Here is a 25,667-nt window from a genome sequence, read left to right as displayed (position 1 = left end):
TGGCGCCCTCGTGAGCGACGCGGCGGCCGAGGCGTTACCCGCGCCGATCCTCCCGTACAGCCGCATCGTCGGGCAGGACGAGCTGAAGCTGGCCCTGGAGCTGAACTTCATCGCACCGGCCATCGGCGGCGTCCTCATCGCGGGCCGGCGCGGCACGGCCAAGTCCACCGTCGTGCGGGCCTTCGCGCTGATGACCGGCGGGTGCCTGCCCGTGACCCTGCCGATCAACGCGACCGACGATCGGGTGCTGGGCGGCTGGGAGCTGGACGCCCTGATGCACGGAGAGGCGCGGCGGCAGCCCGGCCTCCTGGAGGAGGCGCACCGGAAGGGGCTGCTGTACGTCGACGAGGTCAACCTCCTGGACGACCACATCGTCAACATCATCCTCGACGTCGTCTCCACCGGTGTCCTGTCCGTGCAGCGGGAGGGCATCGACACCGAGGCCCATGTCTCGTTCGGGCTCGTCGGCACGATGAACCCGGAGGAGGGCAGCCTGCGGGCCCAGCTCCTCGACCGGTTCGGGCTGATGGTGACCGCCTCCGAGCTGGACATCGAGGAACGGCACCGGATGATCACCACAGTGCTCGCCTTCGAGGAGGAACGTCTCGTCGCAGGCTCCGCCTGGTTACGGGCTGCCGAGGACGAGAACAGGCGGCTGCGGGACGCCCTGACCGCCGCCCGGGAACGGCTGACCGTGGTCCGGCTGGATCCGGATATCAGCAGGCTCTGCGCCGAGGCCGCCGCCCGCACCGGGGCTGTCGGCCAGCGGGGCGACCTGCTGGTGGCCAAGGCGGCCCGCGCGCTCGCCGCGAGGGACGGTGCCCGGTCCGTGGAGCGTTCCCACGTACGCCGTGTGGTGCCGCTCGCCCTGCGCCACCGCAGGCCCGATTCGGTCCACGGACCCGAGCCGGCCTGGGGGCAGGAAGAGGAATCCGCGCTGGACGAGCTCTTCGGCTGACATGGGGATGCCGGTGCGACCGACAGGCGGCCAGGAGCCGGAGGGGGTCCTCCGGCTCCTGCTCACCGTGCTCGTCTCCGCCGCGCTGGAGCCCTCGCTCGCCGGAGTCCTGCTCTTCGACCTCCCGCCTGAGCACCTGCCGGTCGTCTCGCGGACGTTCGCCCAGCTCCTCGGCCGCTCGTGCGGGACGCCGGACGACCGTCCCGCGCCCCGGACCGTGCTGGACTCCGCCACGGTGGACGAGGACCTGTGGATACGGCCCCGGGTGCGCCGGGGCCCGGAAGGCATCGGGTTCACCTTCGGGCCCGGGCCCCTGGCCGAGCCGGACGGCGGCCCCCAGCTCGTCGTCGTCCCCGACCTCGCCCGGCTCAGCGTCCCCGGCCTGCGCGCCGCCGTCCAGCTGCTCGGCTCGGACACCGCCGCCCTGGAGCACTCCGGCATCCGGCACCACTGGCGGCCCCGCGCACGCTGGCTGGCCTGCTGCCGGTCCGAGGACGCCGCGCTGCTCTCCCCACACCTCCTGGACCGCTTCGCCCTGCGCCTCGCTGTCCCGGACCTGCGCCCGCGCCTCGGACCGGACCCGCTTGGCCCGCTCCCCGCCGGCTGGGCGGCGGCCCTCGCACCGGACACCCCCCGGCCCCGCCTCGCGCTCACCGGTGAAGCGGCCTCGGCCGTGCTGGACCTCCTGGACGAGCAGGAGGGCGGCGGCAGCCGGCGCGCGCTCGCCCTGGCCCGCATCGCCCGCGCCCTGGTGCGCCTCGACAGCCACGAGGAGGCCGAGGGCGCCCGCCCCGACGTCCCCCGCCCCGACGTCCCCCGCCCCGACGCCTCTCGCCCCGAAGCCCCCGCCCCCCTCCCCGTAACCCCCGACCACGTCGACCGCGCCGCGCGGCTCATCCGGCTCCGGGCCCCGCACCGGCCGGAAGCGCGGCCGGAGCACGTCCCGGAACGTGAGCTGTCCGGGTCGCCGGACGCGGGTCGTCCGCTGCCCCGCCCGGAGCCCCCGCGCGGTGCGGAGCAGGAGGCCGAAACCGGTGTCCCCGTGCACGGACCGGAATCCGCGCAGCCGCTGGGCCCGGCGGAGGCGCCCGGGGAGCCGTCACCGGCCGCTAACCTCCCGTACCCGGAGGATGTGGCGGGGCCCGGGAGCGGCGAGGCCACGCTGCGGGTGCCGGCCCGGCGCGACGCGGGGGCGCGCGCCTCCCGGGGACCGGTCATCGGGGTGCGGCGCGCCCGCGACCTGTGGGATCTGGCCCCGGTCCGCACCGCGATGGAGGCCGCGAAGTACCGGGCCGTCCGGGGCGGCGCGGGAGGCCCGCTGGTGATCGCCCCGCCGGACCTGCGCGGCTATGTCCGGGCCCCGGAGCCCGTACGGATGCTGACCGTCGTCCTCGACCACACGTGCCGGGGCGGCTGGGACTGGTATCCGGCCCTCGAACCGTTCCTGCGCTGGGCCTACGTCACCCGGGCCTCCGTCCATGTGGTCGAGGTCGGCGGCGGGGGCGAGCCGGACGAGTTCCGGGCCCGCGCGTTCACCGCCCGTTCCACCCGGGACCCGCGCATCGCCGCGGCGCTGGCCCGGCGCCCCGGACGGGCGACGCCGCTCGCCCACGGCCTTGACCTGGCCGGGCAGGCGCTGCGGCGGGCCTTCCGGCACCACAGCGCCGGACTGGTCGAAGCGCTGCTGGTCGTCGCCACCGACGGCCGGGGCAATGTGCCGCTTGCGGTGAGCCGCAGCGGCCGGCCGGTCCGCGGTCCGGTGCGCCGTACGGGCGTCGACGACGCCGTGGCCGTGGCGGCCCACATCCGCGCCCTGGGCCGCAGCCGCCTCCGCAGCGTGGTCGTGGACCCCGGCCGGCCCCCCTACACCCGGCTTCCGGCCGCCCTGGCCGAGGCACTGGGCGGCGGGGTCGTCGGACGGACCGACGACGCGGACGCCCCCGGGGCCCCGGACCGGCAGGAACACCATGGCTGACGGGCGGCTCCGGCTGATCAGGAGCGTGGTCGCCTCCGCCGCACAGGCGCTGCCCGGCCCGCGCTCCCCGGCGCCACGCCCCCCGGAACCACGCGGCCTGGGCGCCGCGCCCGTGGATGCGGCCCGCCCGCCCGACACGGCGTACGCCCGCATCCGGGTCGGGCGCCACCACACCGGGGCCGGCGCCCCCGACGCGTTCGGGATCGAGGCGTGGTGCGCGGGCGTCGACCACCTCCCGTACACCACGGGCCCCGGCCAACTCCGGCCTGCGGACATCGGGTTCGGGCACGCGCGCCGGGGCGGCACCCCGCCCTCCGAGCTCTTCCGGTCCATCCGGCGCTGGTCGGGGTACCAGCACCGGCTGACGGACTGGATCAACCGGTGCCGACGGGTCCACGGCGACGCCCTCCAGATCGTCGTCCTGGACCAGACCGGCTTCGAGCTGCCCTGGGAGGCCCTGGACCTGCCTCCCGTGCCGGGTGCCGGGCTGCGCGGCGGCCCGCTCGGCGCGCTCGTGGACGTGGCGCGCTGGCTGGACGACTTCCCGGACCGGCCGGTCGCCCCCGACGGCCGGGTCCTCAGCTTCTTCCACACCGACATGACCCGTGACCAGGAGTTCTTCCACCCGTACGAACACCGGCCGCACTTCGGTATCGAGAGCTTCCTGAACAACCTGGACGACCTCGCCGAGCAGCGCACCGGCCTGGTGTACATGGGCTGCCACGGCACCTTCGACCAGGAACTCAGCAAGCTGACCCTGGGCGGCGGCACCTGGGCCGACTACCACGACCTCGACATGCGCCTCCTGGGCCGCGACGAGGCCCTGGTCTGCCTCAACGCCTGCCATTCCGGACGCTTCCTCGACTACGGCGGCGACGGCAGGCAGTACCTGCGCGGGTTCACGCAGATCTTCCTGCGCAACGGCGCGGGCGGCTGCATCGTCTCCGCCGGCGCGGTCGGCGACCCCGAGGCCCGGGTGATGATCCGCCGCATCGTCGACAGCGTGACCGAGGACCCCGACCGGCCCGTCTCCGGTGCGCTCCGGGCCTTCCGCGCGCAGGTCCACGACACCTTTCTCGCGGGCGGCGGGGTCCCGATGATGGTCAAGGACGACGGCACCTTCGACGCGGACCGGCAGCGGAACGTGCTGCGGCTCCTGTACAGCCTGATGTTCCAGTACTACGGCCATCCGCTCAGCACCCTGCGCCTCACCACGCGCCGGCCCGGCGCTCCCGTACCGGCCGAAGCGGGTGGGCGGCCATGACCGGTGACGAACGCCCGCTGCTGATCGAGCCCGTCGTGGGCTGGCTCTCCGAGGTGGAGCCGGGCCTCGTCCAGTGCGTCAGCGTCGACCTGCGCGGCCCGCTCGACGCCCACGGGGACACGGACGGCGACGCCTGGCCGTACGACGAGGAGGAGCTGACGTTCAGCGTCGCCCTGGAAGGCGCGCCGCACTTCGTCTGCGAGGCGGTCGAGGACCCCGGGCTCGTCCTGCACCGCTTCGGCGGTACGTACGGGCCCGCGACGTTCCTCGTCACCGCGGGGCCCTCGGCCGGCCCCGGCGTGCTGCGGCTGACCATCTTCAATCAGTGGGGCGCCTCGGTCCGAAAGGCCGAACTGCCCTGTGCCATCACGGAGTCGGCCGACGCCGGGGCGGTGGTACGGGGCACGGTCGCGGCCCGCCGGGATCCGTCGGCCGCGCGGCCCGGGTCCCCGCGGCCCGACGCGGGGGTCACCATCAGCTCCGCCGGGTACAACCGGGCCTGGGCGGAGTGGATCGGGGACCGGCTGAGGCGGCGCGGGGTGCCGGTGGTCCAGCGGGACTGGGATCCGGCGCCGGAGGAACCGCTGGAGGAGGCGCTGCGGGACCTGACGCTCGCGCCCGGGCGGGTGCTGGTGGTCCTCAGCGACTGGTACTTCCAGCTCGGGCCCCGGAGTCACGAGGAGTGGGACCGCGCGCTGCGCTCCGAAGTCGCCCCCCACGCGGACCGGTTCGCCGCCGTGCGCGTCACCACGTCCGCGCTTCCGGACGCCGCGACCGTCTTCGGTGCCGTCGACCTGGCCGACGCGGACGCCGAGGAGGCGGAGCGGCGGCTCCTCGCCCGGCTGGGACTGCCCACCGACCCGCTGCCCCCGGACCCGGCCGCCCCGGGGCGGCCGCGCTTCCCCGCGAGCCTGCCCGCCGTGTGGGGCGGGGTGCCGCGCCGCAACATCCGCTTCACCGGTCGCGAAGAGCTGCTGTCGACCGTCTACGAGGAATTCCACCGGGGCGAGCCGGGGCGGGGGCGGGTCGTCCTGCACGGCATGCCCGGCATCGGCAAGACGCAGTTGGCGGCGGAGTACGTCTACCGCTTCGGCTCCGATTACGAGGTCGTCTGGTGGGTGCCCGCCGACCGGCGCGCGCACTACCGGCAGAGGCTCGCCGAACTGGCTCCGGCACTCGGCCTGTCGACCGGCGACGAGTACGGTGAACGGCTCCGAGCCGTACGCGAGGCGCTGGGCCGGGGCGAGCCGTACCCCCAGTGGCTGCTGATCCTGGACGGGGCGGACGATCCCGAACAGCTGTGGGACCTGGTGCCTCCGGGGCCCGGACACGTGCTGATCACCTCCCGGAACCCGGAGTGGGCCGAGCGCGGCGGCCGGATCCTCGAAGTACCCGCCCACGCACGCGAGGAGTCGGTCGCCTTCCTGCGTCGCCGGGCGCCCCGCCTCACCACCACCGAAGCCGGCCGGCTCGCCGAGGCGCTGGAGGACCTCCCCCTCCTGCTCGACCAGTCGGCGGGCTGGCTGAACGAATCGGCCATGCCGGTCGAGGAGTACATCGGACTGCTCGAAGAGGGCGCCGACCAGGACGTGGTCAGGGTGTCCGCCGACTTCCCGCTCGCCTTCCGGACCGCCTGGTCGATCCTGCTGAACAGGCTGCGCGAGACCGCTCCGCAGGCCGTCGGACTTCTGCACCTCTGCTGCTTCTTCGCACCCGGCGCAGTTCCAGTACAGCTGCTCAGGGCCGTACCGCCTGAGGTACTGCCCCCCGGTTACGCCCGTCTGGTGCGCGATCCGCTGATGTGGAACGACGCGATCCGCCACCTGCGGCGGTTGTCCGTCATCCGCGTGGAGTCCCGGGGGAGCGACGAGTCGGTCCACCTGCACCGCATGGTCCACCAGATCATCCGCAAGGACATACCCGAGCGGGAGCGGGGGGCGTACGCCGAGGGGGCCGCCCGGGCGCTCGCCGCCGCCGACCCGGGCGACCCCTCCGACCCGCGCCACTGGCCCGCGTACGCCGCACTCACCACCCACCTCGAATGGGCGGAGGTGCTGGACAGCACGGACCCACAGGTGCACCAACTGGTCCTCGACTGCCTGCGTTACATGTACCTCTCCGGCGAGTACGGCAGCGGCATCCGGTTCGCCGCGCCGGCGATGCGGTCCTGGGAGAGAGCCCTCGGCGCCGCCGACCCCCGGATCTGGGCCCTGCGCCACCATTACGCCAATCTGCTGCGGGCTCTCGGCGACTACCGGAACAGCGCGAAGGTCGAGCGCGCCACCGCGGACTTCCTGGCGGCCGAGCGCGGCGAACTGGACCTGGACCATCTGCGGGCCGCCGGCGGACTCGCCGCCGACCTGCGCGGACTCGGCCGCTACCAGGAGGCGGCGGAGCTGTCCGCGTCGATCCTGGAACGCGACCGCCGGCTCCTCGGCCCGGAGGACCCGCGCACCCTCAACGCGGAGAACAACCTCGCCGTCTCGCTGCGGCTCCTGGGACGGTACGGGGACGCGCTCGCCCTGGACGAGCGCTGCCTCGAACTCCGCCGGGCTGTGCTGTCGCCGGACGCGCCACCGGCGCTGTACTCGGAGATCAACCTCGCCATGGACCTGCGGCTCCTCGGCCGGTACCGGGAGGCGGAACACGCGCTGCGGGAAACGGTCGACCACCATCTGCGGGTGCTGGGGGGCAACGCCCCGCAGACCCTCCGCGGCCGGTACCACCTGGCGCTGTGCCAGTACGCGATCAGGGGCGCCCCGGCCGTGCTAGCGGACCTGGACCGCATCAGGCGGGACGCCCTGCGGACCCTGGGCGAGTACGCCCCGCTCACCCTCCTGATCAGCACCGGAACCGCGACCGTGCAACGGGAGGCGGGCGACCCCCGCGAGGCCCTGGAGCTCCATGAGCAGGTGGTGGCCGGCTACACGCGGATGCTGGGCCACGAGCACCCGTACACCATCGGTACACGGGGGAACCTGGGGCTGATGCGGTGGACGGCCGGGGACCGGAGCGGCGGGGCCGAGGACATCGAGCAGGCGTGCGTCCGGATGGCGGGGGCCGTCGGTGTGGACCACCCCTGGGCGATCGGCTGGGCGTTCAACCATGTGCTGGTGCTGCCCCGGGACGCGTATCCGCCGGGGCGCGGGAACAGCGACCGGGCCGAGGCCGTGCTGGGGCCCGGCCACCCGCTGGCCGTGGCCTGCCGCCGGGCGTCCGAGGCCGGTCCGGGGGGTGTGCTGCCCCGGTTCTGGCCCTTCGAACCGCTCGTCACCTGAGCCCGTACGCCCGAGGGGCCCGCCCCGCGCGTGAGCGCGGGACGGGCCCCTCCGGGGTACAGGCTGTCGGTCAGGCTTCGAAGACCTCGTTGACCAGCTGGGTCTGCTCCGCCTGGTGGCGCTTGGCCGAGCCGACCGCCGGGGACGAGCCGTGCGGGCGCGAGATGCGGCGCAGGCGCTCGCCGTGCGGGACGTCCGCGCCGACGGCCAGGTCCAGGTGGTCGATCAGGTTCAGGGCGATGAACGGCCAGGCGCCCTGGTTGGCCGGCTCCTCCTGGGCCCACAGGTACTTCGCGGCGTTCGGGTACTTGGCGATCTCGGCCTGGATCTCGGCACCCGGCAGCGGGTACAGGCGCTCCAGACGGATGATCGCGGTGTCCGTGACGCCCCGCTTCTCGCGCTCGGCCTCCAGGTCGTAGTAGACCTTGCCGGCGCAGAAGACGACCTTGCGGACGGCGCTCGGGTCGACCGTGTCGTCGCCGATGACCGGGCGGAAGCCGCCGGTCGTGAACTCCTCCACCTTCGACGCGGCCGCCTTGAGGCGGAGCATCGACTTCGGGGTGAAGACGATCAGCGGCTTGTGGTGCGGGTTGTGCACCTGCCACCGCAGGAGGTGGAAGTAGTTCGACGGCAGGGTCGGCATCGCGACCGTCATGTTGTCCTGCGCGCACATCTGGAGGAAGCGCTCCGGGCGGGCGGACGAGTGGTCCGGGCCCTGGCCCTCGTAACCGTGCGGCAGGAGCAGCGTGACGCCGGAGGTCTGGCCCCACTTCTGCTCGGCCGAGGAGATGAACTCGTCCACGACGGTCTGCGCGCCGTTGACGAAGTCACCGAACTGGGCCTCCCAGATGACCAGCGACTCCGGGCGGGCCAGCGAGTACCCGTACTCGAAGCCCATCGCCGCGTACTCGCTGAGGAGCGAGTCGTAGACGTTGTAACGGGCCTGGTCGTCCGTCAGGTAGAGGAGCGGGGTGTAGTCCTCGCCCGTGACCTGGTCGACCAGGACCGCGTGGCGCTGGCCGAAGGTGCCGCGGCGGCTGTCCTGGCCGGCGAGCCGGACCGGGGTGCCCTCCATCAGCAGCGAACCGATGGCCAGGGTCTCGCCCATGCCCCAGTCGATCGTGCCGTTCTCCACCGAGGCGGCACGGCGCTGCATCTGCGGCATGAGCCGCGGGTGCACGGTGATCGACTCGGGGATGTTGACCTGCGACTCGGCGATCCGCTTGACGACCTCGGTGGTGACCGCGGTGTTCACGGAGACCGGGAAGTGCGCCTGCGGGTCGGAGACGTGTGGCTGCGCGGGCTGCGAGGTGGCCTCGCGGACCTCGGCGAAGACCTTCTCCAGCTGGCCCTGGAAGTCCTGGAGCGCCTGCTCCGCCTCTTCCAGGGTGATGTCGCCGCGACCGATGAGGGACTCGGTGTAGAGCTTGCGCACCGAGCGCTTCTTGTCGATCAGGGTGTACATCTGCGGGTTGGTGAACTCCGGGTTGTCGCCCTCGTTGTGACCGCGGCGGCGGTAGCAGATGAGGTCGATCACGACGTCCTTGTTGAACGCCTGGCGGAACTCGAAGGCGAGCCGGGCGACCCGGACGACGGCCTCGGGGTCGTCGCCGTTGACGTGGATGATCGGCGCCTCGATCATGCGCGCCACGTCGGTGGCGTACATCGAGGAGCGCGAGGACTCCGGGGCGGCGGTGAAGCCGACCTGGTTGTTGATCACCACGTGCACGGTGCCGCCGGTGCGGTAGCCGCGCAGCTGCGACATGTTCAGCGTCTCGGCGACGACGCCCTGGCCGGCGAAGGCCGCGTCGCCGTGCAGGGCGACGGGCAGGACGGTGAAGTCCGTGCCGCCCTTGTTGATGATGTCCTGCTTGGCGCGGGCGATGCCCTCCAGGACCGGGTCGACCGCCTCCAGGTGCGAGGGGTTGGCGGCCAGCGAGACCTTGATCTGCTCGCCGTCCAGGCCGGTGAAGGTGCCCTCGGCGCCCAGGTGGTACTTCACGTCGCCGGAGCCGTGCATCGAGCGCGGGTCGAGGTTGCCCTCGAACTCGCGGAAGATCTGGGCGTACGACTTGCCCACGATGTTCGCGAGGACGTTCAGGCGGCCGCGGTGGGCCATGCCGATGACGACCTCGTCCAGACGGGCCTCGGCGGCGGAGTCGATGACCGCGTCGAGCAGCGGGATGACGGACTCGCCGCCCTCCAGCGAGAACCGCTTCTGGCCGACGTACTTGGTCTGGAGGAACGTCTCGAACGCCTCGGCGGCGTTGAGCCGGCGCAGGATGCGCAGCTGCTCCTCGCGCTCGGGCTTGGGGCGCGGGCGCTCCACCCGGTCCTGGAGCCACTTGCGCTGCTTCGGGTCCTGGATGTGCATGAACTCGATGCCGGTGGTGCGGCAGTACGACTCGCGCAGGACGCCGAGGATGTCGCGGAGCTTCATCATCGACTTGCCGGCGAACCCGCCGACCGCGAAGTCCCGCTCCAGGTCCCACAGGGTGAGGCCGTGCTCGGTGATGTCGAGGTCGGGGTGCTTGCGCTGGTGGTACTCCAGCGGGTCGGTGTCGGCCATGACGTGGCCGCGGACCCGGTAGGAGTGGATCAGCTCGAAGACCCGCGCGGCCTTGGTGACGTCGTCGTCGTGCGAGGCGTCGATGTCCTTGAGCCAGCGGACCGGCTCGTAGGGGATGCGCAGCGCCTTGAAGATCTCGTCGTAGAACTCGTTCTCGCCGAGCAGCAGCTGGGAGAGGATGCGCAGGAACTCGCCCGACGCGGCGCCCTGGATGACCCGGTGGTCGTACGTCGAGGTCAGGGTCATGACCTTGGAGATGCCCAGCTTGTTCAGGGTGTCCTGCGAGGTGCCCTGGAACTCGGCCGGGTAGTCCATCGCGCCGACGCCCATGATGAGGCCCTGTCCGGGCATCAGGCGGGGCACCGAGTGGACGGTGCCGATGCCGCCGGGGTTGGTCAGCGAAGCGGTGACGCCGGTGAAGTCGTCCATGCCGAGCTTGCCGTTGCGGGCGCGCCGGACGATGTCCTCGTACGCCTGCCAGAACTCGAAGAAGTTGAGCGTCTCGGCCTTCTTGATGGCCGCGACGACCAGCTGGCGGTCGCCGTTCGGCTTCACCAGGTCGATGGCGAGGCCGAGGTTGACGTGCTCCGGCTTGACGAGGGTCGGCTTGCCGTCCTTCTCCGCGTAGGAGTAGTTCATGGCCGGCATGGCCTTGAGCGCCTGCACCATCGCGTACCCGATGAGGTGCGTGAAGGAGATCTTCCCGCCCCGGGCGCGCTTGAGGTGGTTGTTGATGACGATGCGGTTGTCGAAGAGCAGCTTCACCGGGACGGCGCGCACGGACGTGGCCGTGGGCAGCTCCAGCGAGGCGTTCATGTTCTTCGCGACCGCGGCGGACGGGCCGCGCAGCGTCACGTACTCCGGTCCGGCCGGCGCCTCGGTGTCCGCGGCGGCCTTGGCCTTCGCGGCGGGGGCCTTCGCGGCCGGAGCCGGGGCGGCCTTCGCCGGTGCGGCCGGGGCCGGGGCCTTGGGCGCGGCGGGAGCGGCCGGGGCGGCCTGTGCCGGGGCGGCGGGCGCCGCCGGGGCCTGGGCCGCGGGCTGCGCCGGAGCGGCCGGGGCGGTGGTGGTGGGGGCGGCCGGGGCCGCGGGCGCTGCAGCCCCCGCGGCTGCGGCGCCGGGCTTGTCCGCCGTGCCGGTCTTGCCCGGCTTGTAGTCGGCGAAGAAGTCCCACCAGGCACGATCGACCGAATTGGGGTCCTGGAGGTACTGCTGGTAGATCTCGTCGACGAGCCACTCATTGGCGCCGAATGCCGCGGCCGGGTTGGTGCCCGGGCCGGCCTGGTCGGTCGAGATGCTCGAGTTACTGGGGGACTGAGACGACACGGCGGTGACCGCCCTCTTCCGCTTCGCAAGGTGATGGACAGCGGGAATCAAGGCTACGCCTCCGTGGCCGTTCCTTGCAGGCCGGGGAGGTCTTCGTCGTGCAAGTCACATCGAAAGCCGGGTTTCGGCGCTGGAAATGGCGGGAAACAAGCATGGTTCCGCTTCGCTCCGGGTACGGGAGGCCGCCGCGGCGCCCCCCTCGACCGTATCCCGTTCCCGGAACACGTAGAACGCGGCCTTCCGGTTCGAACCCTATGTCAACCTCGCGGTTGCGGGATCCCCGGAAGAGTGACGCGGATCCGGCAGCCGCGAGCAGATTCGGCCACGCCGATCCGGCCGCCGTGGAGATCCACCGCCCAGCGGGCGATCGCCAGGCCGAGCCCCGTGCCGCCGTCGCTGCCCGGGCCGTGCGGCGAGGCCACCTCGCCCCGGTTGAACCGCTCGAAGACCCGGTGCCGCTCGGACTCCGGAATGCCCGGCCCCTCGTCCACCACCTCCAGGTGCAGGGACTCCGGCTGCGGGCCGCGCCGGGCCAGCACCGTGACCCGGCCGTGCGGCGGGCTGTGCTTGACGGCGTTGTCGATGAGGTTGGCCACCACCTGGTGCAGCCGCTCCGCGTCCGCGTGCGCGGTCAGCTCCGGCGGCGACACGTCCAGGTGCAGATGCACGTCCGTACGGGAGTGGTTGCCGGACCCGGAGGAGAGCCGGCGGTGGGCGGCGGCGAGGTTCGCCTCCTTCAGCACGCCCGAGAGGTACGGCCACACCTCGAAGCGGTTGGCCTTCAGCGTGACGACGCCGTTGTCGAGGCGGGACAGGTCGAGCAGCGTCTCCACGAGGCGGCCCAGGCGCTCCGTCTGCTTCAGCGCGGTGCGCATCGTCTCCGGATCGGCCGAGGACACCCCGTCCACGACGTTCTCCAGGACGGCTCTCAGCGCCGCGATGGGCGTGCGCAGCTCGTGCGAGACATTCGCCACCAGTTCCTTGCGGTGCCGGTCCACGGCCGCCAGGTCGTCCGCCATCAGATTGATGGTCTGCGCCAGGTCGCCGAGCTCGTCCCGCCGGTCCGCCCCGTTGACCCGGCGCGTGTAGTCGCCGTGCGAGATCGACCGGGCCACCGCGCGCATCTCGTCCAGCGGCGCGGTCAGACCGTGCGCGACGAACTGGGTGATCAGCAGGGTGGCGATGACCGAGAAAACGGTGATGAACCGCAGCTCGGTCCGCGTGCGGAAGGCCACCATGATCAGCCCGGTCGTGATGAACACCGAGACCACGACCAGGGTGCCCAGCTTGGCCTTGATCGAGAACGGCCGCAGCCCCGTTCCGGGCGCGGTCATGGCGCGGGGGTCTCCAGCGCGTAGCCCACGCCGTGCACGGTACGGATGCGCTCCGCGCCGATCTTCCGGCGCAGCGCCTTGATGTGGCTGTCGACGGTCCGGGTGCCCGAGGCGTCCGCCCAGTCCCAGACCTCCGCGAGCAGCTGCTCCCGGGAGAGCACCGCGCGCGGGGTGTTCGCCAGGCAGACCAGCAGGTCGAACTCGGTCGGCGTCAGGTGCACGTCGTCGGCGCGGACCCGCACCCGGCGCTGCGCGTGGTCGATCTCCAGCTCGCCGAGGCGGAGTATGCCGCTGCGCGGCGTCACGGCGGCCAGCGCCGCCCGCTCCACCCGGCGCAGCAGTACGTGCACCCGGGCGGCCAGCTCACGCATCGAGAACGGTTTGGTCATGTAGTCGTCGGCGCCGACCCCGAGCCCGACGAGCATGTCCGTCTCGTCGTCCCGCGCGGTCAGCATCAGCACCGGCACCGGGCGCTGGGCCTGCACCCGGCGGCAGACCTCCAGGCCGTCGAAGCCGGGCAGCATGATGTCGAGCACCATCAGGTCCGGCTGCCATGCCTCGGCCGCGTCCACGGCGGCCGGGCCGTCGAGAGCGGTCTGCACGAGAAAGCCCTCCGCCCGCAGCCGCGCGGAAATGGCATCGACGATCGTGGCGTCGTCCTCGACCACCAGCACACGGCGCTGCGCGCCCGGGGTGGCCGCGACGCCGTTGTGGGTGGTGTGTGTCTGTTCCATCGCCCCGCCCCTGCCCGTTCTCACGGAGGACATTCCCCCGGACGTACGGTTTTCGCTCGTGGATTTCGTTGGGTGATCCCGCTACCGGTGAGCAGCGTAGAGGCAGCGGAGGGTTCCCGGCTACGCAGGGTGCAAGGCCGGACCGCCGCGGGAGGACCCCGCGCGGGGCGGAGTGTCGCGCTTGTGGGGCTTGGCCCCCGCGGGTTCGGGGGCTCCCGGTACCCCGCGGGGGGATCTCACTCGGCCCGGATTGCGAGATGGACCACGTCGGGCACACCTCGGGCAACGCCCACTTCTTCCGCACGTACCCCCTGGAACCCGGCATTCTGTAGGGCCTGGTCGAATGCGGCGGACGGTTGTGCGGACCAGACGGCGAGTACCCCGCCCGGGGTGAGCCGCGCGTGGCAGTCGGCGAGTCCGGCGGGGGAGTACAGGTCGTTGTTGTCCTCGGTGACCGTCCAGTCCGGCCCGTTGTCGATGTCCAGACACAGCGCGTCGTAACGGTCCGTAGTCGTACGCAGGTACGCGACGAGGTCGGTCGTCAGGATCTCCGTACGGGGATCGGCGAGCGCCGGGCCCGAGATCCGGTCCAGCGGCCCCCGCCGGTGCCAGTCCACGATCGCCTCCTCCCGCTCGGCGACCGCGATCCGGCCCCACCGGGGCCCGGCGGCGGCCCGGGCGAGCGAGAACCCGACACCGAGTCCCCCGATGAGCACGGAGGGCGCGGTCCGGCCGGCCGGGAGCGCGGCCAGCGCAGCGTCGATCAGCAGCCGCTCGGACCGGCCGTCGGAGGTGTCCATCAGGAAGCACCCGTTGGCGATGATCTCGAAGTCCTCCCCGCGCCGGCGGAGGACGACCTCCCCGTACGGCCCCTCGCGGCGGTCCAGGGTGACGGGGGCTTCGGTGTCGGGGCCGAACGTGTGGGGCATGGCGCTGATCTCCGGTGGCCGGGGCGACTGTCCCCGCCATCCTGTCGCGCGGGGGCGGGCGGGGGCCAGTGAGTTCGTACGGGGTGGGCTCGGGCCCCGGTCAGCCGCGCTCGCGGCGCGCCCCGCGTACGGCGTGGAGCGCCGCCCCCGCCGCGAACGCCGTCGCCGCGGCGGCCCACGCCCCCGCCTGGGGCCCCGGCTGCATCGGCCAGGCCCACACGGAGGCCGCGCCGCCCGGGGTGCGCGGCGCGGCCAGGTAGACCGCGCCGATGTACACGGTGACCGGCAGCCAGCTGAGCCGGGCCCCGATCAGGGCGGCCGAAGCGGCCGTGATCCCGGTCGCGCCGAGCACGTTGCGCACCATGCCGGGCGCGCCGAACGCCTCCGGGTGCCCGGGAACGGCCAGCGCGAGGGCCGCGGCGGCCGGGACGGTGAGCGCGAGCAGGTGCGCCAGCCGGCGGGGCCACCAGCGCCGGACCGCCGTCCGGTCGAGTTCGTCCGCCGCGGCGTACAGACTCGTCCCGATGGCCGACGAGACCAGCAGCGGGGCCAGCACCAGCACGGGGACGCGGGCGCTGTGGTCGAAGGTGGGCTGCGCCTGGATCCAGTGGGCGGCCCAGGCGGCGAGCAGGGCCGTGCAGGCCACGGCTGCTGCGGTACGGGGGAGGGCGCGGGAGCGGAGGTAGAGGGCGGGGAGACGCGGGACCGGGTTCACAGGGACGGCACCTCCGAGGGGTCGCAGCTGTTGCGGGCGCTCATGTAGCGGCCGAGCCAGGCGCGGCGCTCGGCGTCGGGCAGGGCTTCGAGGCGGCGGAGCTCCGGGGACTCCGAAACATGGGTCACCTGCGCCGCGTGGGGACCGATCAGCCACCCGGTGACCGCGAAGTCGGTCTCGATCACGCGGTTCCAGCTCTTGGATCCCGCCTCGCGATCGGGGCAGTCCCGGTCGAGCAGTTGCATGGCCACCTGCCAGGCGAAGTGCTCCGTGTGCTGGAGCCGCCCGCGCAGGAGGTACCAGCCGACGTTCGGGGTGGGCACCCACGACTCGGCGGCGCGCTGCGCGGGAGGCCGGTCGACGTAACGCTCCGGGGCGCCGGGGACCCCCTCCAGCCGCCCGGTCAGCCCCGACAGCGCCTCGGCGACCTGGGGCAGCAGGTGCTCCTGGCGTCCGCTCAGACAGAACTGGGGGCTGCCCTCCGTGCAGGCGAGGTGACTTGCCGCCGGATCGGCCCGGAACATGCCGTCGCCCGTGGACACGATCAGCGGGGCGACGACGGCCGCCACGGCGAGCGGTACGAGAGCCGTGAGCCGGCGCCGGGCCGCGACGGCGGTGAGCGCGGCGACCGCGAGTCCGCCGGTCCAGACCACCATGGCGGGGGCGAACCACCACACGGGCACCTGGTCCCACAGCGCGTACTGCACGGCCGGGTCGAGGTACTGCGTCGAGCTTTCCGAGTAGTTCGGCACCCCGAGCACCAGGTACATCAGCGCGGCGACGACGGGCGCGGCCAGCCGCCACCGGCACAGCACACCGGCGGAGAACCCGAGCAGCGCCACGGCCGCCAGGACGACGCCGTCCACCACGACGAGGGAGGGGAGCGGGCCGCCGCCGCCCGCGTACGGCCAGGTGGCCGCCAGGGCCCCGGCCAGCGCGACCACGTACCCGGCGACCGCCCACAGCGCGATCGGCAGCGCGGCCCACGCCATCCGCCGCCACCGGGCACGCGGCGTGGAGCGCCACAGCTCATCGGTCGAGCGCCGGTGGTCGCGGGCGCCCTGCCAGCAGGCCGCCGCGGCCACCAGCGGACCGGCGAGCAGGGTGGCGCCGGAGTGCAGGAGGCTCTGGGTCTCGATCCAGTCGCCCTGCCAGGCGTCGGCCTTGGCGGCCATGGTCACGCCGACCATGAGCGCCGTGGACAGCCCGGTCCACGGGCCGATGCCGCGCCGCGCCTCGGCGCGCAGCGGCAGGAGCGCCGGGCCGGAGGGCTTTCGCCGCACGGGGGCTTCGGTGAGGGTCATCGGGCGCCCGCCGTCGCCCGGTGGGAGCGCAGGGCAGTGGTGTAGCCGCGCTCGATCGGGCTGCCGTGGAGCGCGTCCGGGTCGTCGCCGTCCTTGCCGAGGGCCGCCAGTTCGCGCGTCGTCCCCCGGTACGCGACGCGGCCCGCCTCGATCAGGGTCACGTCCTCGCAGGCCGTCACCACGTCCTCGACCAGGTGGGTGGAGAGGATGACCGTCGCGTTCTCCCCGAGGTCCCGCATCAGGGCGCGGAACTCGACGCGCTGTTCCGGGTCGAGTCCGGCGGTCGGTTCGTCCAGGAGCAGGAGCTCCGGTTCGTTGACGATCGCCTGGGCGATGCCGACGCGCCGGAGCATGCCGCCGGACAGCGTCTTCATCCGGGAGTCGATCCGGTCGGCAAGACCCACGCGTTCCACCGCGCGCTCCACGGCAACGGCCACCCGGGCGCCGTCCATCTCCTTGAGCCACGCCACGTAGGCGACGAACTCGCGGACGGTGAAACCGGCGTAGTAGCCGAACTCCTGCGGCAGGTAGCCCAGCCTGCGCCGGACCTCCGCCCGGGCGCGGTGGTCGGACGCCGACCCCACCTCGGCGCCCAGCAGCCCGATCCGCCCGGCGTCCGGCGCGGCGGCCGTGGACAGGACGCGGATCAGCGAGGTCTTGCCCGCTCCGTTGGGGCCCAGGAGCCCGTGCACACCGGGTCCGAAGGCGAGATCGACGGAGTCCAAGGCGATCCGGCGGCGATGCCGCACCGTCAGCCCCGACACCTCGACGGTGCTGTTCACGCGATCACGCTCATGACGTCTCCAGGTGGTCGAAGGATCGGCGGCGCAGGACGAGCAGGGCCGCGCAGAGCACGGCCGCCCCCGCCCACGCGCCCTGTGCGGGGAGCCCCGCGAAGTAGCGGAGAGCCGTCGGCGTCCGGTCGAGGAGCGCCGAGGGGGACGTGTCGAGCGCCGGTACGGTGACGGCGGCCGCCCAGCCCGTCGCGACGACGAGGGCCGCGGTGCGGCAGCCGACGTACGAGCCGAGCCCCAGGGCCGCGAGCGTCAGGGCGAGCCCGGGCAGCAGCCAGGCCAGGGGGCCCGGCCCGCCCGCCGACGCGGGCAGCACCGCCCACGCCAGGGCGAGCGCCGGGACGGTCGCCCCGAGCACCGCGGCCGTCCTGGTCAGCAGCAGCCGCAGCCCGCCGCCGGGGGAGGTGGCAATGATCTCGTGCAGGGGGTCGGCGGAGCGCCCGTACGAGACCCCGACCCCGGCGAGCGGCAGCACCGGCGCGACGAGCAGCAGAAGCGCCCGGGCCGAAGCGCCGAACCCGCCCCCGTACGCCAGCGCCACGGCCGCGCACACCACGAGCAGCAACGCCCCGGTCCACGGCCCCCGCAGCGCGGGCCCGGCGGCCCAGAGCACCCGGCCGACACGGTGGGCACCGGGTACCCGCCGCCACGCGCCCGCGCCGATCGCCCGCCGCCACGCCCCCGCGCCGATCGCCCGGCATCCGGCCCCCGCGCCGATCGCCCGCCGCCACGCCCCCGCGCCGATCGCCCGGCCCCCCGCAGGTCCGGCCCCGCGTCCGCGCCCCGCATCGGGCGCGGACACCGGGCGCCCCGGCTGAGCGCCGCCGCCCCCCGCGCGCACCCGCCGCCATGCCCCGGCCCCGGGCGCCCCCGCCCACCGGGACCGGCGCCCCGCGCCACGTACCCGGTGCCACGCGCTCGTCCCGGTGGCCCCCCACCCGGCCCCCGCCGGGGCCGGCTCCGCCTCCGCCGTTGCCAGGACCGCCGCCCGGACCGCGTCCAGCACCGCCGCTCCGGCCGCCCGGTCGCGTACCGCCGTCGACACGCGTTCCGCGCAGCCGGTGCAGGACTCGACGTGCTTCTCCAGGGACCAGGCGTCCGTCTCCGGGGCCGTGCCCTCCGCGTACCGCAGGACCAGTTCGTCCGTCAGGTGCCACGTCGTCATGCCGTGCCTCCCAGGGGGTCGTTCTCCGTGACCAGCCGGTCCAGGGCGGCGCGCAGCTCGCGGCGGGCCCGCATGGCCCGGGTCTTGACCGTGCCCTCCGGTATGCCGAGCAGCCGGGCGGCCTCCTTGGTGGTCAGGCCGTCGACGACGGTCGCCCGCAGGACCTCCCGGAGCTCGGGCGAGATCCGGTCGAGCGCGGCGCCCACGTCCCCGTACTCCAGACCGGCCAGCACCCGGTCCTCGGCGGACGGTGCGGGGGCGGCCCAGCGGGCGTCGCCCGCCTGACCGGCCGCCGCCGCGCGTTCCGTCCGGGCCCTGGTCCGCTGGGCGTCGACCAGGCGCCGGGCGGCGATCACCCAGAGCCAGCCGCCCGCCTCCGTGCCCCGGTGCGCGGCGGCGGAGCGCCAGACCGTCACGAAGGTGTCCTGCACGACCTCCCGTACGGTCTCCGCGTCCGGGCAGCGGCGGCTCAGCCGGGCGAGCAGCCAGCCGGCGTGCCGGTCGTAGAACGCGGCGAGGGCGGCCGTGTCCCCCTGTGCGACGGCACGCAGCAGCGCCTCGTCACTCCGGTCGTCCCCCGAGGGGCGCAAGTCGCTCACACCTCCTTATCGGCGACCGGCCACCGCCCGGTTCACGCCCGGGGCATAAGGACCCCGCGCAGCTGGTTGACCTCCGTGTGCCAGGGCCCGTCCTCCGCTTCCTCCCAGAGCTCCAGCGCCTCGGACGGTTCGGTCAGGACCCGGTCCAGGGCCCGGAGCGCGAGCTCGCGCAGGCCGGTCAGGTCGGGAAGGGGCTCGTCCGGCGCGTACGCGGAGTCGGCGGGGGCGCCGCCGGGACACTGCGCGGCGACCAGGGCGGCCGCGGCTATCGCCTGGTCCGCCACGTGCGAGTCCAGATAGTCCGTGGTGCCGGCGGTCTCGGCCAGCAGGGCCCGGACCATTCCCTCGCGGGCCGCCGGCGCGGCCTCGTCGAGGTCCCCGCACCAGTCGGCGGCGGTGTCGTTGTCGAAGGGGCCCACGTCCCACGCACCCATGTGTCTCTCCCTGACGATTCGGTCCACGCATCGTGACAGGCACCACTGACAACGGGGCCGGATCCCCGACCCGGTCCGCCAAGGCTGATCGCTCAGAGCGAACAAGGCTTGGGGAACATCGTGGGGCTCATAAGCATTGAGCCGGTATAGCTCAACTTGACTGCCGAAGGGGAGATCATGGCTACTGAGTCCAACGCCGTCACACCGCTCACCCTGCCCGTGCTGCCGCTCGATGACGAGGTCGTGCTGCCGGGGATGGTGGTGCCGCTGGACCTGTCGGACGCCGAGGTGCGCGCCGCCGTGGAGGCCGCGCAGGCCGCCGCCCGGGAGGGCGGGGGCAAGCCGGAGGTGCTGCTGGTCCCGCGCATCGACGGGACGTACACCGGAATCGGTGTCCGCGGCACCGTCGAGCAGGTGGGGCGGCTCTCCGACGGCGACCCGGGCGCCCTCATCCGGGGCCGCGACCGGGTCCGCATCGGAGCGGGCACCAGCGGCCCCGGCGCCGCGCTCTGGGTGGAAGGGGTCCGGGTGGACGACTCCGTCCCCGATCCCCTGCCCGGGGCCGTCGCCGAGCTGGTCAAGGAGTACAAGGCGCTCGCCACCAGCTGGCTGAAGAAGCGCGGCGCCTGGCAGGTCGTGGACCGGGTCCAGCAGATCGAGGGCGTCTCCGCGCTCGCCGACAACTCGGGCTACTCGCCCTTCCTCACCACCGCCCAGAAGGTGCGCCTGCTGGAGACCACCGACCCGGTCGCCCGGCTGAAGCTCGCCATCCAGTGGCTGGGCGAACACCTCGCCGAGCAGGACGTCGCCGAGTCCATCGCCAAGGACGTCCAGGAGGGCGTCGACAAGCAGCAGCGCGAGTTCCTACTGCGGCGCCAGCTCGACGCCGTACGCAAGGAGCTCTCCGAGCTCAACGGGGACCCGGAGGACGAGTCCGACGACTACCGGGCCCGCGTCGAGGCCGCCGATCTGCCCGAGCACGTCCGCGAGGCCGCGCTCAAGGAGGTCGACAAGCTGGAGCGCGCCTCCGACCAGAGCCCGGAGGGCTCCTGGATCAGGACCTGGCTCGACACCGTCCTCGAACTGCCCTGGACCCGGCGCACCGAGGACGCGTACGACATCAAGGGCGCCCGGGAGATCCTGGACGCCGAACACGCCGGTCTCCAGGACGTGAAGGAGCGCATCACCGAGTACCTCGCGGTGCGCAAGCGGCGGGCCGATCGCGGGCTCGGCGTCGTCGGCGGGCGGCGCGGCGGCGCGGTGCTGGCCCTCGTCGGGCCGCCCGGCGTCGGCAAGACCTCGCTCGGGGAGTCCGTGGCGCACGCCATGGGCCGCGAGTTCGTCCGCGTCGCGCTCGGCGGTGTCCGGGACGAGGCGGAGATCCGGGGCCACCGGCGTACGTATGTCGGGGCGCTGCCCGGGCGCATCGTGCGCGCCATCAAGGAGGCCGGCTCCATGAACCCGGTCGTCCTCCTGGACGAGATCGACAAGGTGGGCTCCGACTTCCGCGGCGACCCGGCCGCCGCCCTCCTCGAAGTCCTGGACCCCGCGCAGAACCACACCTTCCGCGACCACTACCTGGAGGTCGAGCTCGACCTCAGCGACGTCGTCTTCCTGGCCACCGCCAACGTCCTGGAGGCCATCCCGGAGGCGCTGCTCGACCGCATGGAGCTGGTCAGGCTCGACGGCTACACCGAGGACGAGAAGGTCGTCATCGCCCGCGACCACCTGCTCCCGCGCCAGCTGGAGCGGGCCGGTCTGGAGAAGGACGAGGTCACGCTGGACGAACCGGCGCTGCGCAAGCTGGCCGGCGAGTACACCCGCGAGGCCGGCGTACGGAATCTGGAGCGCGCCGTCGCCCGGCTGCTGCGCAAGGTCGCGGCCCAGAGCGAACTGGGCGACCGCGAGCTGCCGTTCACGGTGGGCGCGGACGACCTGCGCGGTCTCATCGGCCGCCCGCACCATGTGCCCGAGTCCGCCCAGGACCCGGCCGAGCGCCGTACGTCGGTGCCCGGCGTGGCCACCGGGCTCGCGGTGACCGGGGCGGGCGGGGACGTCCTCTTCGTGGAGGCGTCGCTCGCCGACCCGGAGACCGGGGCGTCCGGGCTGACCCTCACCGGTCAGCTGGGCGACGTCATGAAGGAGTCCGCGCAGATCGCGCTGAGCTTCCTCCGGTCGCACGGCGCGGAGCTGGAGCTGCCGGTCGCGGACCTCAAGGACCGGGGCGTGCACATCCACTTCCCGGCGGGCGCGGTCCCCAAGGACGGCCCGAGCGCCGGCATCACGATGACGACCGCGCTGGCCTCGCTGCTCTCCGGCCGGCTGGTCCGCACGGATGTGGCGATGACCGGCGAGGTCTCGCTGACCGGGCGGGTGCTGCCGATCGGCGGCCTGAAGCAGAAGCTCCTGGCCGCGCACCGGGCGGGCATCACCACCGTGGTGATCCCGAAGCGGAACGAGGCCGACCTGGACGACGTCCCGGCCGAGGTCCTGGACACGCTGGAGGTCCACCCGGTCACCGACGTCCGCCAGGTCCTGGAGATCGCCCTCGCCCCGGCGAGGGCGGAGCGCAGGATTCCGGCGGCACAGGCGGCGTAACGGGAGCCGCGGACACTGCGGCCCGCCTTCCCCTCGCGGGGGAGGCGGGCCGTTGCCGTACGCACCTACGGGCGGTAGATCGTGCCCGGTACCGGCTCGGCGGGGGCCATCAGCTCGGGGACCGTCACGAAGGTGTAGCCCTGCTTCTTCAGGGTGTCGATGATCCCGGGCACGGCGGGCACGGTGCCCTTGTAGATGTCGTGCAGCAGGATGATGCCGTCCTTGCTCGCCTGGTCGACTATGCGCTTCCTGATCAGCGCGGAGTCGGTCGTCGAGTAGTCCTTGGCGGTGGCGCTCCACAGGATCTGGGACAGCCCGAGGTCCTTGCAGATACCGGAGATCGTGTCGTCGGTGCGGCCCTGCGGCGGGCGCATGAGCCGGGGCTTCTTGCCGGTGATCTCCGCGATGGCGTTCTGCGTCTTCTCCAGCTCGGCACGTATCTCGGCGGGCTTCCGGTCGGTCAGGATCTTGTGCGACCAGGTGTGGTTGGCGATCTCGTGGCCCTCGGCCGCGAGGCGCCGCACGGTGTCCGGGTGCTTCTTGACGTGGTTCTTGCCGAGCAGGAAGAAGGTCGCGTGGACCTTCTTCTCCTTGAGGATGTCCAGCAGACGGGGCGTGTCCTCGGCCGGGCCCGCGTCGAAGGTCAGGGCGATGCACTTGGCCTTCCGGCAGTCCACCGGGCCCATCGGCGCCTTGGCGTCCGCGGCGGCGTCGTCGCGGGCCGAGCCGGGCGCGGTGGTCTCCATCGTGCAGCCGCTCAGCGTCAGCGTGAGCGCTGTCACAAGAGCGACGGCCAACCCCGTACCGATCGACTTCCTCTTACTGGGCACGGCGTGCCACTCCCTCTGGTGAACGGCCGCACTGGTGTGCGACCCGGAGCGGCGACTCTACCTGTGAGGTATACACCGGGTTCATAGTGGGGTGGCCCGGACGCGGCGAAGCCCGGCGACGGGGTACGTCACCGGGCTCCGCGGGGCCGGAGGCCAGGGGTGTTTCGAAAGTGGCGCCGTCCGCCCGAAACGCGTCCTAGCCGTTCGCGAGTGCCTGTACGCGGTCGAGGGCGCCGTTGAAGTGGTTGTGGTCGCCCACCGTCGGGCCGGAGGACGTGTACTGCCAGATCGTGTAGAAGCCCCAGCCGGCCGGGAGCGTGCCGACCGTGGTGTTGTACCGGGCCACCCACAGCGGGTTGGTCGTCCCGAAGCTCGAGTTGTTGCCCGTGCAGGACTGCCACCAGCTGGTCGCGGTGTAGATCACCGCGTCGCGCCCGGTGCGCGCCTTGTACGTGTTCACGAAGTCGCGGATCCAGGAGACCATCTGGGACGCGGTCTTGCCGTAGCACTGCGCGCCGTACGGGTTCCACTCGATGTCGAGCACGCCCGGCAGGGTCTTGCCGTCCCTGGACCAGCCGCCCCCGTGGTCCACGAAGTAGTTGGCCTGGGTGGCACCGCTCGTGGTGTCGGGCGTGGCGAAGTGGTACGAGCCGCGGATCATCCCGACGTTGTACGAGCCGTTGTACTGCTGCGCGAAGTAGGGGTTCGTGTAGTACGTCCCCTCGGTGGCCTTGGTGTACGCCCACCTCACGCCGCTGTTCCAGAGCGTGGACCAGGCGACGTTGCCCTGGTGGCTGCTGACGTCCACGCCCTCGGTCTGGGTGACGGTGGAGCCGACGGGCAGGCCGCCCTTGCCGTCGTGGGCGACGACGCCCATGCCCATGGTGGCGGTGCCGCGGGCGGGAGCGGTGGGATCGCCGCCCGCCGCGTTCGACGCGCCGGGGAGCGCGATGAGGAGGGAGAGCGCTGCGAGCAGGGTGCCGGCCGCGGCGAAGCGTGAGCGGCGGGACTTCTTGGAGCCGGATCTGTGCACGGGCATTGCGTGCCTCCGAGACCTCGGTGGGGGGATCTGCCGACCCGGGAGGCGCCGCGTGGCGACCCCGGATGCATGCCATGGTGTGGACATGCCATGCATGACGCTACGCACGTAGACCCGTGTGGCGGAAGGGGGCCTGGGCGGCGCCGTTGGTCTACTCCTGCGAAATACTGGCGGAGCTGCGGTGATGGCCGACGGCGGAAGAAACTTTCATCTGCGGGAAAGCTCTTGAGGGGAGTTGACGTGCACGGGAGCGAAAGCGGACGTGAACCCGACGCTGCCGGAGGAAGTGGTGTGGACCACGAATTCCTCGCCCTGGAGCTGGAGTTGGCCGTCTTCCTGCGCCGGGCGCGGGCCAATTCCGGCGAGATGGCGCGCGAGGTGCACCCCGAGCTGGAGGCCGCCGCCTACGGCCTCTTCGTACGCCTGGAGTCCGCAGGCCGGCAGCGGGCCACCGACCTCGCCGCCTACTTCGGCGTCGGCAAGGCCACCATGAGCCGGCAGCTCCGCGCCCTCGAAGCGCTCGGTCTGGTGGCGCGCGAGCCCGATCCGGCCGACGGGCGCGCGTTCCTCGTCCACCTCACCGACGAAGGGCTCGCCCGCTTCCGGAGCGTCCGCGACGCCCGCCGCGACCGCTACGTCCGCAAGCTGGCCGACTGGGACCGCGCCGAGGTCGCGGAACTCGCCCGCCTGCTGCACCAGCTGAACGCCCGCGCCGAGGACTGAGCGCTCCGGGGGCGTGCGGCCTCACAGGAGTACGTACGCCGCCGTCGCGTCGTCGTGGGCCTTGCCCCGGAGGTGCTGACGCTCCGTGTCCGCGTCCTCCAGGGCGCGGACCCGGTCGATCAGCGCCTGCGGGCCCTCCTTCGCCAGGACCGCCAGACATGACGCCCAGTCGCCCGCGCCGAACATCTCGGTCCAGCGGCTCGCCCCGTCCGTCATCGCGGCCAGGGCCCGTACCTCGGCGCGCGGCGTCCGCCCGGTGACCGCGCGCTCCGCCGCGGCCGGGTCGGCGGCGGCCGTGAAGAAGCCGCCCTCCTTGTTGCGCGCCCGGGCGTCCGCCACCGCGTCCGAGACCAGGAGCTCCCTGGGCAGCCGGTCGAGCCGGTCGTCCAGCACCGCGCGGACACCCCCGGCGGGCGATTCGAGGAGCAGCACCGAATCGGACAGCACCAGGTGCTCCACCTCGGCCTCGTCCCAACGCACCACGACGACGGTTGCCTGGGGCGTACGCACGTGAGAAAGGTCACAGGTCGAGCGGTGGGCGTCCGCGGTGCGCCGGATGGACTCCGCGAGGATCTCCCGCAAGGTCAGATCCCGCCGCGAACCGGACAGTTCGACCAGCGCGCCGCCCAGCCGGGCCGTGAACCACGGAACCGGGTGCACACAACCGGCGTCGCCCTTCGGCGGGGTCACGCCGTCGAGCAGCACCAGCCCCCCGCCCCGACCGGACGCGGGGAGGACCGAGGCCGTCCAGTCCTCGTTCGGGCGGTCCTGGGCGCCGGGGGCGGTCGCGAGTTCGATACGCATGCGGCCAGTCTGCACGATGCCTTCACCGCGCCTGCACGGCACTGCGATTGGTGTGTACCAGCAGGTCAGGAGGTCGACCGAGGCGGAAGGAATCACTCCGCCCGGAGGTGCGGGCGGGCATCTTGCCAAAGCCCGCGCGGAAGTTCCAGCCGGTGTCCACGCATGGCGCCGGGGCCCGCTGGGGAGACTTGTTCGCCAACTCGGGAGTGATGTTCACTCGTTCGTGTGGCGGAGCGGTTGATGCGCGCCCCCTCCTGAAAAGCACTGGAATGGTCGGGAGCCGTACCAGGGGGCGGGA

19 protein-coding genes are annotated in these 25,667 nt (G+C 73.3%); 6 read left to right on the top strand and 13 right to left on the bottom strand.

Annotated elements, in window-relative coordinates; translation table 11 throughout:
• Positions 1-10 precede the first annotated feature (10 nt).
• From ACN6LM_RS19120 to fxsT, 4 genes are read left to right on the top strand one after another with little or no spacing between them, the layout of a single operon-like run.
• A complete protein-coding gene (locus ACN6LM_RS19120) occupies positions 11-958 on the top strand; it encodes an AAA family ATPase (protein ID WP_445066595.1) in 948 nt (315 codons plus the stop codon).
• A gap of 7 nt (positions 959-965) precedes the next feature.
• The gene (locus ACN6LM_RS19115) at positions 966-2,933 is read left to right on the top strand and encodes a hypothetical protein (protein WP_445066594.1); all 1,968 of its coding nucleotides are present in this window, start codon (positions 966-968) and stop codon (positions 2,931-2,933) included.
• Positions 2,926-4,197: a CHAT domain-containing protein gene (locus ACN6LM_RS19110; protein ID WP_445066593.1), complete on the top strand. Its 1,272-nt coding sequence runs from the start codon at positions 2,926-2,928 to the stop codon at positions 4,195-4,197. The genes ACN6LM_RS19115 and ACN6LM_RS19110 overlap by 8 nt, the downstream gene beginning before the upstream one ends.
• Entirely contained in the window at positions 4,194-7,475 is a 3,282-nt protein-coding gene (gene fxsT, locus ACN6LM_RS19105) for an FxSxx-COOH system tetratricopeptide repeat protein (RefSeq protein ID WP_445066592.1), read from the top strand. Before ACN6LM_RS19110 ends, fxsT begins: the two co-directional genes overlap by 4 nt.
• A 70-nt stretch (positions 7,476-7,545) precedes the next feature.
• Here fxsT and ACN6LM_RS19100 read toward each other — a convergent pair whose 3' ends face one another.
• The 10 genes from ACN6LM_RS19100 to ACN6LM_RS19055 all read right to left on the bottom strand — a co-directional run bounded on the left by ACN6LM_RS19100 (position 7,546) and on the right by ACN6LM_RS19055 (position 19,375).
• The gene (locus tag ACN6LM_RS19100; protein WP_445066591.1) at positions 7,546-11,367 is read right to left on the bottom strand and encodes a multifunctional oxoglutarate decarboxylase/oxoglutarate dehydrogenase thiamine pyrophosphate-binding subunit/dihydrolipoyllysine-residue succinyltransferase subunit; all 3,822 of its coding nucleotides are present in this window, start codon (positions 11,365-11,367) and stop codon (positions 7,546-7,548) included.
• A gap of 257 nt (positions 11,368-11,624) precedes the next feature.
• Positions 11,625-12,701 carry a HAMP domain-containing sensor histidine kinase gene (locus ACN6LM_RS19095; protein WP_361019465.1) on the bottom strand — a complete coding sequence of 359 codons (1,077 nt, stop codon included), beginning with the start codon at positions 12,699-12,701 and terminating at the stop codon, positions 11,625-11,627.
• Complete coding sequence (locus tag ACN6LM_RS19090; RefSeq protein WP_014154105.1) at positions 12,698-13,435, bottom strand: response regulator transcription factor; 738 nt, start codon at positions 13,433-13,435, stop codon at positions 12,698-12,700. The genes ACN6LM_RS19095 and ACN6LM_RS19090 overlap by 4 nt, the downstream gene beginning before the upstream one ends.
• A 236-nt stretch (positions 13,436-13,671) precedes the next feature.
• Positions 13,672-14,364, bottom strand: a complete 693-nt coding sequence (locus tag ACN6LM_RS19085) for a spermidine synthase (protein ID WP_445066590.1) — start codon at positions 14,362-14,364, stop codon at positions 13,672-13,674.
• 100 nt (positions 14,365-14,464) lie between these two features.
• The gene (locus ACN6LM_RS19080; RefSeq protein ID WP_445066589.1) at positions 14,465-15,079 is read right to left on the bottom strand and encodes a hypothetical protein; all 615 of its coding nucleotides are present in this window, start codon (positions 15,077-15,079) and stop codon (positions 14,465-14,467) included.
• Positions 15,076-16,383, bottom strand: coding sequence for a hypothetical protein (locus ACN6LM_RS19075; RefSeq protein ID WP_445066588.1), 1,308 nt, complete (start codon positions 16,381-16,383; stop codon positions 15,076-15,078). Before ACN6LM_RS19075 ends, ACN6LM_RS19080 begins: the two co-directional genes overlap by 4 nt.
• Positions 16,380-17,165, bottom strand: coding sequence for an ABC transporter ATP-binding protein (locus tag ACN6LM_RS19070; RefSeq protein ID WP_445066587.1), 786 nt, complete (start codon positions 17,163-17,165; stop codon positions 16,380-16,382). The genes ACN6LM_RS19075 and ACN6LM_RS19070 overlap by 4 nt, the downstream gene beginning before the upstream one ends.
• A gap of 10 nt (positions 17,166-17,175) precedes the next feature.
• Entirely contained in the window at positions 17,176-18,342 is a 1,167-nt protein-coding gene (locus ACN6LM_RS19065; protein WP_445066586.1) for a hypothetical protein, read from the bottom strand.
• Positions 18,339-18,941: an RNA polymerase sigma factor gene (locus tag ACN6LM_RS19060; RefSeq protein ID WP_445066585.1), complete on the bottom strand. Its 603-nt coding sequence runs from the start codon at positions 18,939-18,941 to the stop codon at positions 18,339-18,341. The genes ACN6LM_RS19065 and ACN6LM_RS19060 overlap by 4 nt, the downstream gene beginning before the upstream one ends.
• Positions 18,942-18,973: 32 nt before the next feature.
• Positions 18,974-19,375 carry a DUF4259 domain-containing protein gene (locus ACN6LM_RS19055; RefSeq protein ID WP_445066584.1) on the bottom strand — a complete coding sequence of 134 codons (402 nt, stop codon included), beginning with the start codon at positions 19,373-19,375 and terminating at the stop codon, positions 18,974-18,976.
• A gap of 177 nt (positions 19,376-19,552) precedes the next feature.
• Here ACN6LM_RS19055 and lon point away from each other — a divergent pair, with 177 nt between their 5' ends.
• Positions 19,553-21,973: an endopeptidase La gene (lon, locus tag ACN6LM_RS19050; RefSeq protein ID WP_445066583.1), complete on the top strand. Its 2,421-nt coding sequence runs from the start codon at positions 19,553-19,555 to the stop codon at positions 21,971-21,973.
• Positions 21,974-22,038: 65 nt separating this feature from the next.
• Here the strand turns inward: lon and ACN6LM_RS19045 are convergent, their stop codons facing one another.
• Both ACN6LM_RS19045 and ACN6LM_RS19040 read right to left on the bottom strand, forming a co-directional pair.
• Positions 22,039-22,719: a polysaccharide deacetylase family protein gene (locus ACN6LM_RS19045; RefSeq protein WP_445066608.1), complete on the bottom strand. Its 681-nt coding sequence runs from the start codon at positions 22,717-22,719 to the stop codon at positions 22,039-22,041.
• 280 nt (positions 22,720-22,999) lie between these two features.
• Positions 23,000-23,842 carry a lysozyme gene (locus ACN6LM_RS19040; RefSeq protein WP_445066582.1) on the bottom strand — a complete coding sequence of 281 codons (843 nt, stop codon included), beginning with the start codon at positions 23,840-23,842 and terminating at the stop codon, positions 23,000-23,002.
• A 240-nt stretch (positions 23,843-24,082) separates the two neighbouring features.
• Here ACN6LM_RS19040 and ACN6LM_RS19035 point away from each other — a divergent pair, with 240 nt between their 5' ends.
• Positions 24,083-24,565: a MarR family winged helix-turn-helix transcriptional regulator gene (locus tag ACN6LM_RS19035; protein WP_445066581.1), complete on the top strand. Its 483-nt coding sequence runs from the start codon at positions 24,083-24,085 to the stop codon at positions 24,563-24,565.
• 21 nt (positions 24,566-24,586) lie between these two features.
• Here the strand turns inward: ACN6LM_RS19035 and ACN6LM_RS19030 are convergent, their stop codons facing one another.
• Positions 24,587-25,369, bottom strand: coding sequence for a hypothetical protein (locus ACN6LM_RS19030; protein WP_445066580.1), 783 nt, complete (start codon positions 25,367-25,369; stop codon positions 24,587-24,589).
• Between the last annotated feature and the right edge of the window lie 298 nt (positions 25,370-25,667).

It is taken from the genome of Streptomyces sp. SAS_281 (assembly GCF_052542855.1).
The sequence above is the reverse complement of the archived record's forward strand: the minus strand, read 5'-3'. Positions and strand labels throughout refer to the sequence as shown.